We start from the raw sequence: 15,121 nt of genomic DNA on the forward strand, positions 1-15,121 counted from the left end.
AGGGGGAAATACCCCGACACCTCCAACCCAGCCCCCCCCCCGCCCCTTCCCCCCCCCCCCCCCCCCCCCCCCCCCCCCCCCCCCCCCCCCCCCCCCCCCCCCCCCCCCCCCCCCCCCCCCCCCCTCCGCCCTCGTTCTCCCCGCGTTCGGGCAGGTGACGGGCTTCGGTACAGTGAGGGGCGCCGGTTCGGAAAGGTGGCGCGTTGGCGGAGAAGACGGCTCGTGTGTCACGCGCCGAGCAGAAGCGCCGCACCCGTGCCGCCCTGGTCTACGCCGCGCGCGGCCTGTTCGTGGCCCAGGGGTACACGGCCACGACCGCCGAGGCCGTCGCGCGTGCGGCGCACGTCTCACGGGCCACGTTCTACCTGCACTTCCGCTCGAAGGCGGAGATCGTCGTCGAGCTCATGCGCGCCATCGAGCCGGAAGTGGTCGCCTCCTACGGACAGCTCACCCTGGCCGAGCCCACGTCCCCGGCCACCGAGCGGTGGCTGCGGGAGCACGCCGCCCTGTGGCGCCGGTACCGCATGGAGTTCACCGCCATGGAGCAGGCGCTGGCGAACGAGGAGCCCGTGGCGGAGGAGTGGTTCGCCCTGTACGGCCGGCTGGCCGACGCGATGGCGACCGTCACCGACCGGCTCGTCGCGCGGGGCCTGGCGGCGGAGCGGGCCCGGGCGCGCGTCATCGCCCTGGTGATGACGGTCGAGCGGGCGTTCTACGTCAGCGTCGTGCGCGACCGTCCCGCGTTCTTCGAGGCGATCGTCCCGGAGATCGCCGACGCCCTCGCCCACGCCCTGCGGGGAGACCCGGCCCAGCCGGCCTGAGCCGCGCCCTCCGCCTCCGTCCCCGCGCGGGTTTCCGCGACATCTTTATTCGGTGGACATCTGTCCACTGAGCGAGTTTTCCCGCGCCCGCCGGGCGCGCCGCCCTCCTTCCCTGAGTCGCCGGGCCCGCCCTCCGGTCTCCCTGAATTCTCCGCGACCAGGCGTCGGCCGGTCGTGCCCGGGCGCGGAGGGCTGTGGGACGGGAAGTGTTCGCCCCGTCGACATTCACTAGACACATGTCTTGTGAATGTGCGAGCCTCGGCACACGCTGACCCCCGGCACCCGTGCCCGGGGAGCCCAGGAGGAACAATGAAGTTCGCCCATCACGTCGTGTTCGTCACCGGAGCGGCATCCGGCATGGGGCTCGCGGTGGCTCGCGCGTTCCACGAGGAAGGCGCCGTCGTCTACGGCGCCGACATCTCCGCCGAGAACCTGGAGAGCTCCTTCGAAGGCCTGGAGCGGGCGGTTCCGCTCGCCTTCGACATCGCCGACAGCAACGCCGTCGCCGAGGCGTTCGCCCGGGTCGAGGCGGACCACGGCCGCCTCGACACCCTCGTCAACGCGGCCGGCGTCAACGCCCCGAACCGCGCCGCGCTGGAAGCGCTCAACGAGGAGAACTACAAGGGCTTCCTCGCGATGAAGGAAGGGCGCCGCCACGACCCGGAGTTCATCGAGCACGTCACCGACGAGGACTTCGACCGCGTCCTGCGGATCAACCTCCACGGCACCTTCTACGCCCTGCGCGCCGCGGTCCCGCTGCTGAAGCGCAACGGCGGCGGCGCCGTCGTCAACTTCTCCTCGGCCGCGGCGCTGATGGGGGTGGCCATGCCGGCCTACTACCCGGCCTCCAAGGCCGCCGTCCTCGGCCTCACCCGCGAGGCCGCCGTCGAGCTCGCCCCGTTCGGCATCCGCGTCAACGCCCTGGCCCCGGGCGCCATCGACACCCCGCTCTTCCGGCAGAGCGACGACGAGTTCATCGACTTCCTCGTCGGCCTCCAGCCCATCCGCCGCACCGCCGCCCCCGAGGAGATCGCCAGGACGGTCCTGTTCCTCGCCGGCGAGGACGGCGCGTACTACACCGGCCAGACGATCTCGCCCTCGGGCGGGCTCGTGATGCAGTGAGGGAGGCGGCGACCATGACCCAGAACACCGACACCGTCCCCGTGGCACGGGAGGCCGGCCCGGACGCCGTGACCCGGGCCGACGTCGACCGGGCCGCACTCGACCGGCTCGTCGCCGAGATCAGGGACGACATCGCGGCCGGGACCTACGACGGCGCGCACCTGATCCTCGCCCGCGGCGGGGACGTCGTCGTGGACACCGCACTCGGCTGGCACGAGCGGGCCACCGGCCGCGCGCTGCGGCCCGACGCCGTGTTCCGCGTGCTGTCGCTCACCAAGGCGTTCACCAACGTGATGGCGCTGCGCGCGATCGGCGAGGGCAGGCTGGCCCTCTCCACCCGCGTCGTGGACCTGATACCGGAGTTCCTCGGGACCGACCCGTTCCGCATGCTCCGCAAGGACCGGATCAGCCTCCTCCACCTGCTCACCCACCGCTCCGGCATGCCGCCCACCCCGAACCCGGGGCTCGGACCGGACCGCTTCGGCGTCCTCGCGGACGTCGTCGACGCCCTGTCCGCGGTGGACGTGCTCTTCGAACCCGGAACCCACCTCAACTACGCGCCGGCGATCAACCACGCGCTCATGGGCGAGATGGTGCGCCGCGCCTACGGCGCCGCGTCGTTCCGCGAGCTGGCCCGGGAGCTGGTCTTCGACCCGCTGGGCATGGACGAGACCTCGTTCGGCCTCCCCGCGGCACTGCGGGAGCGGGCCGTGCCGCTCAAGGCGTACCTGCCCGAGGGCGGGTTCCTGCGGCCCGCCGACATCGAGTGCCTCAACGACCGCATCACCGAGGACGCGGAGATGCCGTGGGTGGGGTCCGTCTCCACGGCCCGCGACGTCTTCACGTTCGCCGAGATGATCCGCCGCCGCGGCCTGCACGACGGACGGTGGGTACTGGCCCCGGCGGTCGTCGACCAGGCCACCACCCTGCAGACCGGCGACCTGCCCAACGACCTGTACGCGCAGATGGCGGCCGCCCGCGGCTGGGAGGCGCCCCGCGGCAACTTCGGCCTCGGCTTCTCGCTCTCCGGCACGGGCACCGCGCCCACCTTCTTCGGTCCCTTCACCTCGCCGCGCACGCACGGGAACTACGGCGCCGGGTCGTCGCTGTTCTGGGTCGACCCCGAACGGGACCTCACCTTCGTGTTCCTGTCCGCCGGGGTCATGGAGGAGAGCGAGAACGTCGCCCGCTTCCAGAAGCTGTCGACCATGGCCGTGGCCGCGGCCCTGTAAGAGCAAGGAGCCGACGATGACCGAGACGACCGAGACCGCGACGCCGCCCGCCGCCGGCCGCTGCCCCGTGGCGCACGGCTTCGACGCGATGAGCGACGACTACTACCGCGACCCGTCGCTGCACTTCGCCAAGGTGCGCGACGAGCACCCGGTGTTCTGGTACCCCTGGCTCAACGCCTGGGTGGTCACCCGGCGCGAGGACGTCCTGCGCGTCCTGGGCGACTGGAGGGAGTTCTCCTCCTCCGGCAACACCGCGACGATCGAGGTGCCCGAGAAGCACCGCGACGTCGTCCCGCAGGGCCTGATGTCCGAGATGATCGTGGGCACCGATCCCGAGCTGCACACCGTCCACCGCAACGCGGCGCTGCGCGGCTTCACCCAGGACCGCATGGAGGCGCTGCGCCCGCGGATCGAGGAGCGCGCCCACCGCATCCTCGACAAGATCGAGACGCGGGGCTCCGGCGACCTCATGGAGGAGTACTGCCTGGAGCTGACCACCCAGACCCTCCTGGCCCACCTGGGCCTGGGCTGGGAGCACGACGCCATGATGCGCCGGTTGCGCGGTGACATGGGCCGGGTGCTCTCCTCCGCCCAGGAGGAGATGCCGGCGGAGATCCGCGACGAGGTGTGGGAACGGTTCGCGTCGTCCTTCGCGCGGCTGCAGGCCGTGGTCGCCGAGCGCCGGGAGAACCCCGGCGACGACTTCATCAGCGACATGGCGACGCAGCGGACCAGGGACGGCGCATACGTCCTGACCGTCCCGCAGGTGGCCCTGCACGTCTGCGAGTTCGCCCTCGCCGGTGCGGACACCACCGCCCAGGCGATGGCGAACGCCGTGCTGTTCCTCGCCGGGAAGGAGCACTACGTCGAGGAGGCGCTCCAGGACCCGGCGCTGTGGGCGAACGTCTTCGAGGAGACCGTGCGCCGCAGGCCGTCGTCGCCCTTCGCCTCCCGCAAGGCGATGCGCGACATGGAGATCTCCGGCGTGCGGATCGCGCGGGGCGACATGATCTGGGTCTCGCTGGCGAGCGCGAACACCGACCCGGCCCACGTCGAGCGCCCCTTCGAGTTCGACATCCACCGCGAGGACCCCACCGACCACCTGGCCTTCACCGCCGGCCGGCACACCTGCCTCGGCCAGGCGCTGGCCCGCGTCCAGGGCGAGACGGGGCTGAGGGTGCTCTTCGAGCGGCTGCCCTCCCTGCGCCCGGCGGGCGAGGTCCCGCTCGACTTCGCCCGGATGGCGCTGCTGCCGGTGCGGCTCTCCCTGCCCGTGGTGTGGGACGTCGCCGACGTCGAGCGCCAGAAGAAGCGCGTCAAACGGGAGATGGACCTCGTCCTGACCGGCAGGGAGGAGGTGGCCGACGGCGTCGTCGCGCTGCGCTTCGCCCACCCGGACGGCGACGCCCTGCCGGACTGGGAGCCCGGCGCGCACGTCGACGTGCGGGTGCCCGTGGACGGCGGCGTCCTGGTGCGGCAGTACTCCCTGGCGTCGTCGCCGTCGCAGCGGCACGAGTGGCGGCTGGGCGTCCTGCGCGAGGCCGGCGGACGGGGCGGCTCCCGGGCGGTCCACGACCGGCTCGAGGTCGGCGACCTCGTCCGGCTGGGCTGGCCGCGCAACAACTTCGGGTTCGTGCCCTCCCCGCGCTACGTCTTCGTCGCGGGCGGCATCGGCATCACCCCGATCCTCCCGATGATCGAGAGGGCCGAGGCCGAGGGCGCCGAGTGGGAGCTGCACTACGGCGGCCGCACCCGCGCGTCCATGGCGTTCGTCGACGAGCTGGAGCGGTACGGCGACCGGGTGAGGCTGATCCCGCAGGACGAGTACGGCCACCCGGACCTGCCGGGCGTCTTCGCCGAGGTCCGCCCCGGCACGCTCGTCTACGCGTGCGGTCCGGAGCCGCTGCTGACGGCGCTCGAAGGGGCCCTGGCGCACTGGCCGGAGGGCACGCTGCACACCGAGCGGTTCGCGCCCAGGAAGGTGGTGCGCGACGCGCCCGACGAGGCCTTCGAGGTGGAGTTCGCCCGGTCCGGCGTCCGGGCCCGGGTGCCGGCGGACAGGTCCGTCCTCCAGGTCGCCGAGGAGCACGGCGTCACCGCGCTGTCCTCCTGCAAGGAGGGCACCTGCGGCACCTGCGAGACCCGCATCCTGCAGGGCTCCGCCGACCACCGCGACTCCATCCTCACCCCCGCGGAACAGGCCGCCGACGGCACGATGATGATCTGCGTGTCCCGCGCGGTCCGGGGCTGTCCGCGCCTGGTCCTGGACGCCTGAACCGGGACCGGGAACCCCGCGGGCCCGGTCCGGCGCGGTCCCCGGCCCCCGGAGGCCGAGGGGCCGGCCCGGACCGCGGGCGGCGGAACACCGAGGAGAGGACCGCGGGAGGACCGCGTCCTTCGAAGCGGCCGGCGGCACCGGGCATCCGGCGCCACCGGCCGCCGCACGGGGGGCGACCGCCGTAGTGTTCGCCCCATGAGCGTCACCGAGGCCCCGACGCCCCCCGTACCGGACAGCCCGCTCGCCGACGCCGTGCTGGAGCGGCTCACCGCCGCCTACGGATCCGCCGCCGATCCCGAACGGGCCGTGGCCATGCGGGCGTACATGAAGGACGTGGCGCCCTTCCTGGGCCTGGCCACGCCGGCCCGCAGGGCCCTGTCCCGCACCGTCGTCGACGGCCTGCCCCGCCCCGGCGAGGCCGACTGCGCCGCGGTCGCCCTGCGCTGCTGGGCCCTGCCCGAGCGGGAGTACCAGTACTTCGCGGTGGACTACCTGCGCCGCCACGTGCGCCACTGCTCCTCCGGGTTCCTGCCCGTCGCCCGGCACCTCGTCACCACCGTCCCGTGGTGGGACACCGTCGACCTGCTCGCCGCGCACGTCGTCGGCGCGCTGGTCGCCGCCGACCCGGGGCTCGCGGCGGACCTGGACGACTGGAGCGGCGACGGCGACCGGTGGCTCGTGCGCACCGCCCTGCTCCACCAGCTCCGCTTCAGGGAACGCACCGACACCGGGCGCCTGTTCGCCTACTGCCTGCGCCAGTCGGGACACCCGGACTTCTTCGTCCGCAAGGCCGTCGGCTGGTGCCTGCGCGAGTACGCGAAGACCGACCCCGACGCCGTACGGGCCTTCCTGGCGCGGGAAGGAGGACGGTTCGCGCCGCTGTCGGTGCGGGAGGCGCTGAAGAACGCCGGTGCCTGAGCACCGGCGCGGCGAACGCCCGGCGACCACGGCGGGACCGCCCCGGCCGCCGCCGTCCCCGGGGCCGCCGCCGTCCCCGGGGCCCCCGCCGCGCGGACGACGGCACAATGGCACGGTGAACGAGCCCATACCCGTGACCCGTGCCGTCGACCACGGCACCGCCAAGCTGATGCCCGACGTCGACCGGGAACGGGCCTGGCTGCTGACGGTCGACGGGGCGCCGCAGTCGTACGTCGACCTGGACGAGCCGACCCACCTGGAGTTCGAGTACGCCCGGCGGCTGGGGCACGTCCTGGACGTCCTCGCCGAACCGGGACGCCCGCTGGACGCGCTGCACCTGGGCGGCGGCGCGCTCACCCTGCCCCGGTACCTGGCCGCCACCCGGCCGGGCTCCCGGCAGGACGTCGTCGAGGCCGACCGGGCCCTGCTGGAGCTGGTCGCCGAGCACCTGCCGCTGCCCGGGGACGCCCGCATCGCGCTGCACGCGGCGGACGCCCGCGCCTGGCTGGAGGCGGCCCCCGACGACTCGGCGGACGTCCTGGTCGCCGACGTCTTCGGCGGCTCACGGGTCCCGGCGCACCTGACCTCCGTCGGCTACGTCCGCGAGGCCGCGCGCGTCCTGCGCGGCGACGGGGTCTACCTCGCCAATCTCGCGGACGCGGCCCCGTTCGCCTTCCTGCGCTCCCAGCTGGCCACCCTCGGCACGCAGTTCGGGGAACTGGTGCTGGTCGCCGAGCCGGGAGTGCTGCGCGGGCGCCGGTTCGGCAACGCGGTGCTGGCCGCCGCCCACCGCCCCCTCGACACCGCCGCCCTGGTCCGGCTCACCGCGGCCGACGCCTTCCCCGCCCGGGTGGGACACGGCGCCCCGCTGCGGGACTTCGTCCGCGGTGCGCGGCCGGTGCGGGACGAGGACGCCGTACCGTCACCCGAGCCCCCCGACGGGGCGTTCGGCATCGGCTGACCCGTGGTCCGCGTCCGCCGCCCCGGCCACCAGCCGGGCCCGGCGGCGCAGGCGGCGCACGTCCGGCACGCACAGCACCGCCGCCGTGACCACCACGACCAGCGCGGCGCAGCCCCACAGCGCCTCCTCGCGCCCGAACGCCGTCTCGGCCGGGCCCGCCAGCGCCATCGCCGCGGGCACCAGCGCGACCGAGCCGAACCAGTCGTACGCCGACACCCGGGACAGCTTGTCCTCCGGTATCTCCTGGTGCAGCGCGGTCATCCAGGAGACGCCGAACACCTCGAGGGTCACGCCGGTCACGAACATCACCGCGCACAGCACGGCGACCGGTACCGGCACGGCGAGCGCGGCGGACGGCAGGGCCAGCGGGAACACGCACAGGGTGCCGACGAACAGCAGGCGCCGCGGTTGCCAGCGGGTCATCAGCAGCGCGCCCCCCACCGTGCCCGCGGCGAAGAAGGCCAGGGCCAGGCCCCACGGCGCGGCACCGCCCAGGTGATCGCGGGCGACCAGCGGCCCGTAGACCGCGTCGGCGGCGCCGACGACCGCGTTGGCCAGGGAGAACTGGATGACGACGGCCCACAGCCAGGGCCGGCCGGTGAACTCCCGCCAGCCCTCCTTCAGGTCGGCGAGCAGGCCGCCGCCCGGGGTGCGCGGCGGTATGTGCCGCACGTCGAGCAGGGCCCGCAGGGCGGCGGCGAGGGCGAAGGCCGCCGCGTCCACCGCGAGCACCCAGCCCGGTCCGATCACGGCGACCATGGCCCCGCCGAGGGCGGCCCCGCCGAGGGTCGCCCCCTGCATCGCCATGCGGAACACCGCGAACGCCCGGCCGGCCTGTTCGCCGTCGACCGAGGAGAGCAGCATCCCCTCGGCGGCCGGGTTGAAGAACGCCTGGCCGGTGCCGCCGAGCGCGCTGAGCAGCATCATCTGCCACAGCCGTGCCTCGCCGGTCAGGACCAGCGCCGCGAACACGGCCTGCGAGACGCAGTTCAGCGCGTTGGCCGCGACCATCACCCGGTGGCGCGGGAGACGGTCCGCGACGGCGCCGCCGACCAGCAGGAACAGCACCAGCGGCAGGGTGCGGGCGGCGGCCACCAGCCCCACGTCGCCGGCGTCGCCGCCCGCGCCCAGCACGGCGAAGGCGGCGGCGATCAGCGCGCCGTGGCTGCCGAGGTTGGTCACCACGGCGGCGGCGGTCAGCAGGGTGTAGTTGCGGCCCGCCCAGGAGGGGCGGCGGAAGGCGGTGGTGGTCGGCACACCGTGACTATCGCCGGGGCGGACCCGACTTGCCAAATGCGTCGCCCCGCCCCTGGCCTGCTACGACTCCTCCGGAGGCTCCTCGGTCAGGCGCACCGTGCTGAGGATCTTCTCCACGGTCGCCTCGGGGATCTCGTCCTTGACGCCCTTGGCCCCGTACAGGTTCCAGGTGACGAAGTCCCCGGCGCCGTTCTTGAACGCGAAGGTGACCGCCTTGCCGTCGCTGTCGCACTTGCCGTTCTGCGGCGTGTTCTCCGAGTACGACCGGGCGACGCTGCCCTTGATGCCGGACGCGGTGGTGTACGGCTTCGGCTCGACCTGCTTGATGCTCTTCTTGTCGGGCTGCGTGTACCCGCCGTAGATCCACCACGGCACCCTGGTCTCGGCCGCCTCGTCCGTGGTCTTGGCGCCGTTCTCGCCGCGGGTCCCGGCGGTGACGAGGGCGGTGTCCTCCGTGCGGCCGTCCTTGTCCTCGTCGGTGGTGCACCACTTGGACTTCAGGTAGGCCGGGGCGTTGACGGTGGTGGCGCCCATCTCACCGTCCTCCTCCTCCCACTCGAAGCCCACGCTGGTGCCGGGAGTCTCGATCTCCCAGTCGGCGGGGACGTCGAACATGGTGCCGAAGCGCGTGTTGACGACGACCTGCCAGCCCGGAACCGTCGCCTTCACGTCCTCGCCGCCGCGGGGGTTGTCCCCGGCGCCGGACGTGCTCGGCTCGGCGGACGTGCTCGGCGAGGCGCTCACCGACGGCTTGGCGTCCTTGCCGCCGCCGGCCTCGTCCTCCTTGTCGCCGCCGAGCACCAGGAACCCGGTGACACCGGCGGCCACGACGACGGCCGTCGCCGCCACGATCGCCACCAGCTTCGTCCGGTTGCCGCCGCCCCCGCCCTGCGGCGACTGGGGCATGTCCACGGTGGGAGCCCCCCACTGCGGCTGCTGGGCGTACGGGTTCGGCTGCTGGTAGCCGGGCTGCTGGTACGGATTCGGCTGCTGGTACCCCGGCTGCTGGTACGGGTTGTCCGACTGCGGGTTCTGCTCGCCCCCGGGCGGCTGCTGTCCTGGCCACATGGGCAGCAACCCTAGCCCCGCCGGGGACACGATTCGGTCACCGCTCCTTGACGGGGACGTAGCAACCCGGCGCGGGGGGCGGTGCGGCGGACCGGGCGGGCGGCCGGTGCCGCCGGCTCTGGCCAGCGGATGCTACTCGCGGGTAACGTACGGGCATGAGCGCAGACCGGATGACCGTCGGCGACATGCTCGCCGCCACCGTGCCCATGGCCCGGACCCTCAACCTCCAGTTCCTGGAGACCGCGCCGGAGCGGGCCGTGGTGGCCCTGCCGGACCAGAGCGACTACCACAACCACGTGGGCGGGCCGCACGCCGGCGCGATGTTCACGCTCGGCGAGTCCGCGAGCGGCGCGATCGTGCTCGCCGCGTTCGGGGACCAGCTCTCCCGCGCCGTGCCCCTGGCCGTCCGCGCCGAGATCGCCTACCGGAAGCTGGCGATGGGACCCGTCACCGCCACCGCGGTCCTCGGCCGTCCCGCCGCGGAGGTCGTGGCGGAACTCGACGCGGGCCGCCGTCCCGAGTTCCCGGTGACGGTCACCCTGCGCCGCGAGGACGGAGCGGTCACCGGCGAGATGACCGTCGTGTGGACCCTGCGCCCAGGCGGCTGACCGGCGTCGCCGCGACGCACCGCCCGGAGCGGCCGGGCCCCCGCTAGGGCCGGGCCGCGACGGAGGACGCCGTTCCCACCGGTGCGAACTCCACGTCGACGACGCCCTCCACGGCCCGGATCAGCCGGGCCGCCGCGGGCACCAGCGAGGTGTCCCGGACCCGGCCCACCAGCCGGACCACACCGTCGCGCACCTCCACCCACACCGCCGACTCCGGTCCGGGGAAGAGGTGCGCCACCACCTCCCGCCGGACCTGCTCGGCCAGCTCCTCGTCGTCGCGCAGGAACACCTCCAGCAGGTCGGCGCGGCTGACCACGCCCTCCAGCGCGCCCCGCTCGTCCACCACCACAAGCCGCTTGACCCGGTGACGGGTCATGAGTCCGGCGGCGTCCGAGAGCGTCACGCCGGCCCGGACCGTGACGGCCGGGGAGGTCATCAGCTCCTCCGCGGTCAGCGCCCCCGCCTTCAGCAGGTCGGCGAGGCGGCGCCGTTGCGTCCGCCGGTCGGGGTCGCGGTCCCGGAACTCCTCCTTGGGCAGCAGGTCCGCCTCGGACACGACGCCGACGACCCGGTCCCCGCCCTCCAGGACGGGCAGGGCGCTCACCCTCCGCTCCCGCATCAGCCGGACGATCTCCTTGAAGACGGTCTCCCGCCCGGCGGAGACCACCGACCGGGTCATGACGTCGCGGACGACGTGCGGCACACCGTGCATGCTCTCTCCTCGACTCGCTGCGGCGCTCACCGCGGCCGGCCGCGCCCACCACGGCTCACCGCGACGGCGGGTGCGGCGGGCGCCGCCCTTCCCGGGGACTCCCTCACCGGCCGGCGCCGTACGGGGCGTGCGGGTCCGGCGGCCGGGCCCCCTCCGGGAAGGACACCCCCGCGGACGGCCGCGGGAGCGGGGCCCGGTGCCCGGCGGACGGGACGCGCGGCATGCGGAGGGGACGGGGGAGCGGACACGGCGGGCCTCCCGGACGACGTCGCGGACCGGTGGTGCGCCCCAGCCTCCCGGGGCGCCGCGCCCCGGACCATGGGCCGTACGGCCCACGGGGGAGGGCAGGGGTCCCGGTCCGCGTCCGGCCGCCGCACGGGGGGCCGCCGGGCGCGGACCGGGACCAACGGCCCCTGTCGACCGGGACCGGGCGGAGAATAGGGTGATCTTCCCGAGACCAGGAGGTGCCTCCATGACCCGCACCATCACGGCCGGCCTCGACGGTTCGCCCGAGAGCAGGGCGGCCGCCGAGTGGGCGGCCCGTGAAGCGGCGCTGCGCGGTCTGCCGCTGCGGTTGCTCCACGTCTGGCAGCCCGTTCCGGGGCCGGCGGCCGAGGTGACGCCGCACGGTGCCGAGACGCAGGCGCACTGGAGCGAACGCGTGCCGCGCGAGGCCGCCGAGGGGCTGCGGCTGCGCCATCCCGGGGTCGAGGTCACCCACGAGCAGATCAGCGGCCGCCCCCACGAGGTGCTGGTCAAGGCAGCGGAGGACGCCGAACTGCTGGTGCTCGGCTCGCGGGGGCTCGGTGCCCTCGGCGGGTTCCTGGTGGGCTCGGTCGGATCCCTCGTCGTGGCCCGCGCCGAGCGGCCCGTCGTCCTGGTCCGCGCCGGCGAGCAGGCCGCCGACGAGCACGGACCGGACCCCACGGGCATCCCGTCCGCCGCCACCCCCTACCGGCCCGTCCTGCTCGGCCTGGACGCCGAGAAGCCCCACGAACCGGTGATCGAGTTCGCCTTCGCACAGGCGGCGCGCAGGGACACCGCCCTGCGCGTCGTGCACGGCTGGGCCCTGCCGCCGTACTACGCCTACGGACTGGCGGCCGCTCCCGACGCGTACCACGACATCGCCCGGCAGCGGGCGGAGACGCTGACGCGGGTGCTCGCCCCCTGGCGGGAGAAGTTCCCGCGGGTGGAGGTCGTCGAGGAGTCCTTCGGCGGCAGCCCGTCCGTCCGCCTGGTCGAGGCCTCCGCGGAGTCCTCGCTGGTGGTCGTCGGCCGCCGGATCCGCCGCAACCCGATCGGCGTGCACATCGGGCCCCTCACGCACGCGGTGATGCACCACTGCGCCGCACCCGTCGCCGTCGTCGCGCACGTCTGAGCGGGGGCGCACGGGACGGCCGGGAGGCGGGGCGGGTCCCCGGTCACCGGGCCACGGGGGGCTCCGCCGCCGCTCCGGCCCGTTCCACGGGCCCGCGCGGATCGCGCCACACGCCGCGTCCGGCCGCGCGAGGCGTGTCGAAACGCAGGAGACTGGTACCCCGTCCCGTGACGTACCCGTACCGGCGCCCGGCGCGGCACGCGGCGCCGCCGTTGCCCGTCGGCACCGTCCCGCCCACGCCGACCACCACGGAGCCACCCATGCCCGAGGACCCGGACACCCGGACCGCACTGAGCGACGAGGAACTGCGCACGCTGGACGCCCACTGGCGGGCCGCCAACTACCTGTCGGCAGGTCAGATCTACCTGCTGGCGAACCCGTTGCTCACCGAGCCCCTGAGGCCCGAGCACATCAAGCCGCGGCTGCTCGGGCACTGGGGCACCTCACCCGGGCTGAACCTGGTGTACACCCACCTCAACCGGGTGATCGCGGGGCGCGGCCAGGACGCGCTGTGCATCTGGGGACCGGGCCACGGCGGCCCCTCCGTCCTGGCCAACTCCTGGCTGGAGGGCAGTTACAGCGAGAGGTACCCGGACGTCGGCCGGGACGCGGCGGGCATGGAGCGGCTCTTCCGGCAGTTCTCCTTCCCCGGCGGCGTGCCCAGCCACGTGGCCCCCGAGGTGCCCGGCTCCGTCCACGAGGGCGGCGAACTCGGCTACTCCCTCGCCCACGCCTACGGCGCCGCCCTCGACCACCCCGATCTGCTGGTGGCCTGCGTGATCGGGGACGGCGAGGCGGAGACCGGACCGCTGGCCGCGTCCTGGCACTCCAACAAGTTCCTCGACCCGGTCCACGACGGCGCCGTCCTGCCGATCCTGCACCTCAACGGCTACAAGATCGCCAACCCGACGGTCCTGGCCCGCCTGCCCGAGGACGAACTCGACGCGCTGCTGCGCGGCTACGGCCACGAGCCGATCCACGTGGGCGGCGACGACCCGGCCGCCGTCCACCGGGCGATGGCGCACGCCCTGGACAGCGCGCTGGACCGCATCGCCGGGGCGCAGCGCGCCGCCCGCGAGGACGGCGCCACCGAGCGCCCCCGCTGGCCGGTGATCGTGCTGCGCACCCCGAAGGGCTGGACCGGCCCCGCCGAGGTGGACGGGGAGCCCGTCGAGGGCACCTGGCGCTCCCACCAGGTGCCGCTCGCCGGCGTCCGCGACGACCCCGGGCACCTGCGGCAGCTGGAGGCGTGGCTGAGGTCGTACCGGCCCGAGGAGCTGTTCGACGAGGCGGGCCGGCCCGTCGCGGACGTCCTCGCCTGCCTCCCGGAGGGCGCCCGGCGCCTCGGGGCCACCCCGTACGCCAACGGCGGGCTGCTGGTGCGCGAGCTGCCGGTGCCGTCCCTCGACGACTTCGCCGTCCCGGTCGACAAGCCCGGCAGCACGCTGCACGAGCCCACCCGGGTCCTCGGCGGCCTCCTCGAACGGATCATGGGGGACACCGCGGACCGGCGGGACTTCCGGCTCGTGGGCCCGGACGAGACCGCCTCCAACCGGCTGGCGGCCGTCTACGGCGCCAGCGGCAAGGCCTGGCAGGCCGGCACCCTCGACGTCGACGAGCACCTCGACCGGCACGGCCGGGTGATGGAGGTCCTCTCCGAACACCTCTGCCAGGGCTGGCTGGAGGGCTACCTGCTCACCGGCCGGCACGGACTGTTCTCCTGCTACGAGGCGTTCGTGCACATCGTCGACTCCATGGTCAACCAGCACATCAAGTGGCTGAGGACCGCGCGGGAGCTGCCCTGGCGCGCGCCCGTCGCCTCGCTCAACTACCTGCTCACCTCGCACGTGTGGCGCCAGGACCACAACGGCTTCTCCCACCAGGACCCCGGTTTCGTCGACCACGTGCTCAACAAGAGCCCCGAGGTCGTACGGGTCTACCTGCCGCCGGACGCCAACACCCTGCTGTGTGTGGCGGACCACGCGCTGCGCAGCCGCGACTACGTCAACGTGATCGTGGCCGGCAAGCAGCCCTGCTTCGACTGGCTGTCCCTCGACGAGGCGCGCGTGCACTGCGCCCGGGGCGCCGGGATCTGGGAGTGGGCCGGCACCGAGAACGGCGGCGAGCCCGACGCGGTGCTGGCCTGCGCCGGTGACGTGCCCACCCAGGAGGTCCTGGCCGCCGCGCAACTGCTCCGCCGCCACCTGCCGGAACTCGCCGTCCGCGTGGTCAACGTCGTCGACATCGCCCGGCTCATGCCCCGCGAGGAGCACCCGCACGGCATGACCGACTTCGAGTACGACGGCCTGTTCACCTCGGACAAGCCGGTGATCTTCGCCTACCACGGCTACCCGTGGCTGATCCACCGCCTCGCCTACCGTCGCGACGGCCACCCGCACCTGCACGTGCGCGGGTACAAGGAGGCCGGCACCACGACCACGCCCTTCGACATGGTCGTCCGCAACGACCTCGACCGCTACCGGCTGGTCATGGACGTGATCGACCGCGTCCCCGGCCTCGCGGTGCGCGCCGCTGCCGTGCGCCAGCGGATGGCCGACGCGCGCACCCGGCACCACGCGTGGATCCGCGCGCACGGCACCGACCTGCCGGAGGTCGCCGAGTGGAGCTGGAACGCGTGAGGGCCGGGGCCCTTGGGGCCTTTTTTTCCGCTCTTCGCCGGGCTCGCGGGGGCCAGACCACAAAAAAAAAACCCGGGACCCCCCTTCCTCTTCCCTTGTGCCTTCCCCCCCCCCCCCGCCCCCCCCC

12 protein-coding genes are annotated in these 15,121 nt (G+C 74.3%); 9 read left to right on the forward strand and 3 right to left on the reverse strand.

Annotated features, from left to right (window positions below; genetic code table 11):
- The first annotated feature begins 203 nt into the window (after positions 1-203).
- From ACZ56B_RS10860 to ACZ56B_RS10885, 6 genes are all read left to right on the forward strand, one after another.
- Positions 204-821: a TetR/AcrR family transcriptional regulator gene (locus tag ACZ56B_RS10860; RefSeq protein ID WP_468788457.1), complete on the forward strand. Its 618-nt coding sequence runs from the start codon at positions 204-206 to the stop codon at positions 819-821.
- Positions 822-1,130: 309 nt separating this feature from the next.
- Entirely contained in the window at positions 1,131-1,943 is an 813-nt protein-coding gene (locus ACZ56B_RS10865) for an SDR family NAD(P)-dependent oxidoreductase (RefSeq protein WP_468788459.1), read from the forward strand.
- Positions 1,944-1,957: 14 nt separating this feature from the next.
- Positions 1,958-3,175, forward strand: coding sequence for a serine hydrolase domain-containing protein (locus tag ACZ56B_RS10870; protein ID WP_468788461.1), 1,218 nt, complete (start codon positions 1,958-1,960; stop codon positions 3,173-3,175).
- A 16-nt stretch (positions 3,176-3,191) separates the two neighbouring features.
- A complete protein-coding gene (locus tag ACZ56B_RS10875; RefSeq protein WP_468788463.1) occupies positions 3,192-5,450 on the forward strand; it encodes a cytochrome P450 in 2,259 nt (752 codons plus the stop codon).
- Between the two features lie 198 nt (positions 5,451-5,648).
- Entirely contained in the window at positions 5,649-6,371 is a 723-nt protein-coding gene (locus tag ACZ56B_RS10880; RefSeq protein ID WP_468788465.1) for a DNA alkylation repair protein, read from the forward strand.
- A gap of 115 nt (positions 6,372-6,486) precedes the next feature.
- On the forward strand, positions 6,487-7,332 hold the full coding sequence (locus ACZ56B_RS10885) for a spermidine synthase (protein WP_468788467.1): 846 nt from the start codon (positions 6,487-6,489) through the stop codon (positions 7,330-7,332).
- Here ACZ56B_RS10885 and ACZ56B_RS10890 read toward each other — a convergent pair.
- Positions 7,294-8,589: an MFS transporter gene (locus tag ACZ56B_RS10890; protein ID WP_468788469.1), complete on the reverse strand. Its 1,296-nt coding sequence runs from the start codon at positions 8,587-8,589 to the stop codon at positions 7,294-7,296. The genes ACZ56B_RS10885 and ACZ56B_RS10890 overlap by 39 nt on opposite strands.
- 60 nt (positions 8,590-8,649) lie before the next feature.
- Positions 8,650-9,657 (reverse strand): DUF8017 domain-containing protein, encoded by a 1,008-nt coding sequence (locus tag ACZ56B_RS10895; protein WP_468788471.1) that lies wholly within the window; start codon positions 9,655-9,657, stop codon positions 8,650-8,652.
- A gap of 170 nt (positions 9,658-9,827) precedes the next feature.
- Here ACZ56B_RS10895 and ACZ56B_RS10900 point away from each other — a divergent pair, with 170 nt between their 5' ends.
- Positions 9,828-10,265, forward strand: a complete 438-nt coding sequence (locus ACZ56B_RS10900; RefSeq protein WP_468788675.1) for a DUF4442 domain-containing protein — start codon at positions 9,828-9,830, stop codon at positions 10,263-10,265.
- Between the two features lie 43 nt (positions 10,266-10,308).
- Here ACZ56B_RS10900 and ACZ56B_RS10905 read toward each other — a convergent pair whose 3' ends face one another.
- The gene (locus tag ACZ56B_RS10905; RefSeq protein WP_468788473.1) at positions 10,309-10,977 is read right to left on the reverse strand and encodes a CBS domain-containing protein; all 669 of its coding nucleotides are present in this window, start codon (positions 10,975-10,977) and stop codon (positions 10,309-10,311) included.
- A 472-nt stretch (positions 10,978-11,449) separates the two neighbouring features.
- Here ACZ56B_RS10905 and ACZ56B_RS10910 point away from each other — a divergent pair, with 472 nt between their 5' ends.
- Positions 11,450-12,355: a universal stress protein gene (locus ACZ56B_RS10910; RefSeq protein ID WP_468788475.1), complete on the forward strand. Its 906-nt coding sequence runs from the start codon at positions 11,450-11,452 to the stop codon at positions 12,353-12,355.
- Positions 12,356-12,615: 260 nt separating this feature from the next.
- Positions 12,616-14,994: a phosphoketolase family protein gene (locus ACZ56B_RS10915; RefSeq protein ID WP_468788477.1), complete on the forward strand. Its 2,379-nt coding sequence runs from the start codon at positions 12,616-12,618 to the stop codon at positions 14,992-14,994.
- The last annotated feature ends 127 nt before the right edge of the window (positions 14,995-15,121 follow it).

The sequence above is a fragment of the Streptomyces sp. NPDC034670 genome (assembly GCF_055574875.1).

What these genes read in the sequence shown, in the direction of transcription:
- ACZ56B_RS10865 (WP_468788459.1), top strand. Translation starts at nt 1,131, where the DNA reads ATGAAGTTCGCCCATCACGTCGTGTTCGTCACCGGAGCGGCATCCGGC.
- ACZ56B_RS10870 (WP_468788461.1), top strand. Translation starts at nt 1,958, where the DNA reads ATGACCCAGAACACCGACACCGTCCCCGTGGCACGGGAGGCCGGCCCG.
- ACZ56B_RS10875 (WP_468788463.1), top strand. Translation starts at nt 3,192, where the DNA reads ATGACCGAGACGACCGAGACCGCGACGCCGCCCGCCGCCGGCCGCTGC.
- ACZ56B_RS10880 (WP_468788465.1), top strand. Translation starts at nt 5,649, where the DNA reads ATGAGCGTCACCGAGGCCCCGACGCCCCCCGTACCGGACAGCCCGCTC.
- ACZ56B_RS10895 (WP_468788471.1), bottom strand. Translation starts at nt 9,657, where the DNA reads ATGTGGCCAGGACAGCAGCCGCCCGGGGGCGAGCAGAACCCGCAGTCG.
- ACZ56B_RS10900 (WP_468788675.1), top strand. Translation starts at nt 9,828, where the DNA reads ATGACCGTCGGCGACATGCTCGCCGCCACCGTGCCCATGGCCCGGACC.
- ACZ56B_RS10905 (WP_468788473.1), bottom strand. Translation starts at nt 10,977, where the DNA reads ATGCACGGTGTGCCGCACGTCGTCCGCGACGTCATGACCCGGTCGGTG.
- ACZ56B_RS10910 (WP_468788475.1), top strand. Translation starts at nt 11,450, where the DNA reads ATGACCCGCACCATCACGGCCGGCCTCGACGGTTCGCCCGAGAGCAGG.
- ACZ56B_RS10915 (WP_468788477.1), top strand. Translation starts at nt 12,616, where the DNA reads ATGCCCGAGGACCCGGACACCCGGACCGCACTGAGCGACGAGGAACTG.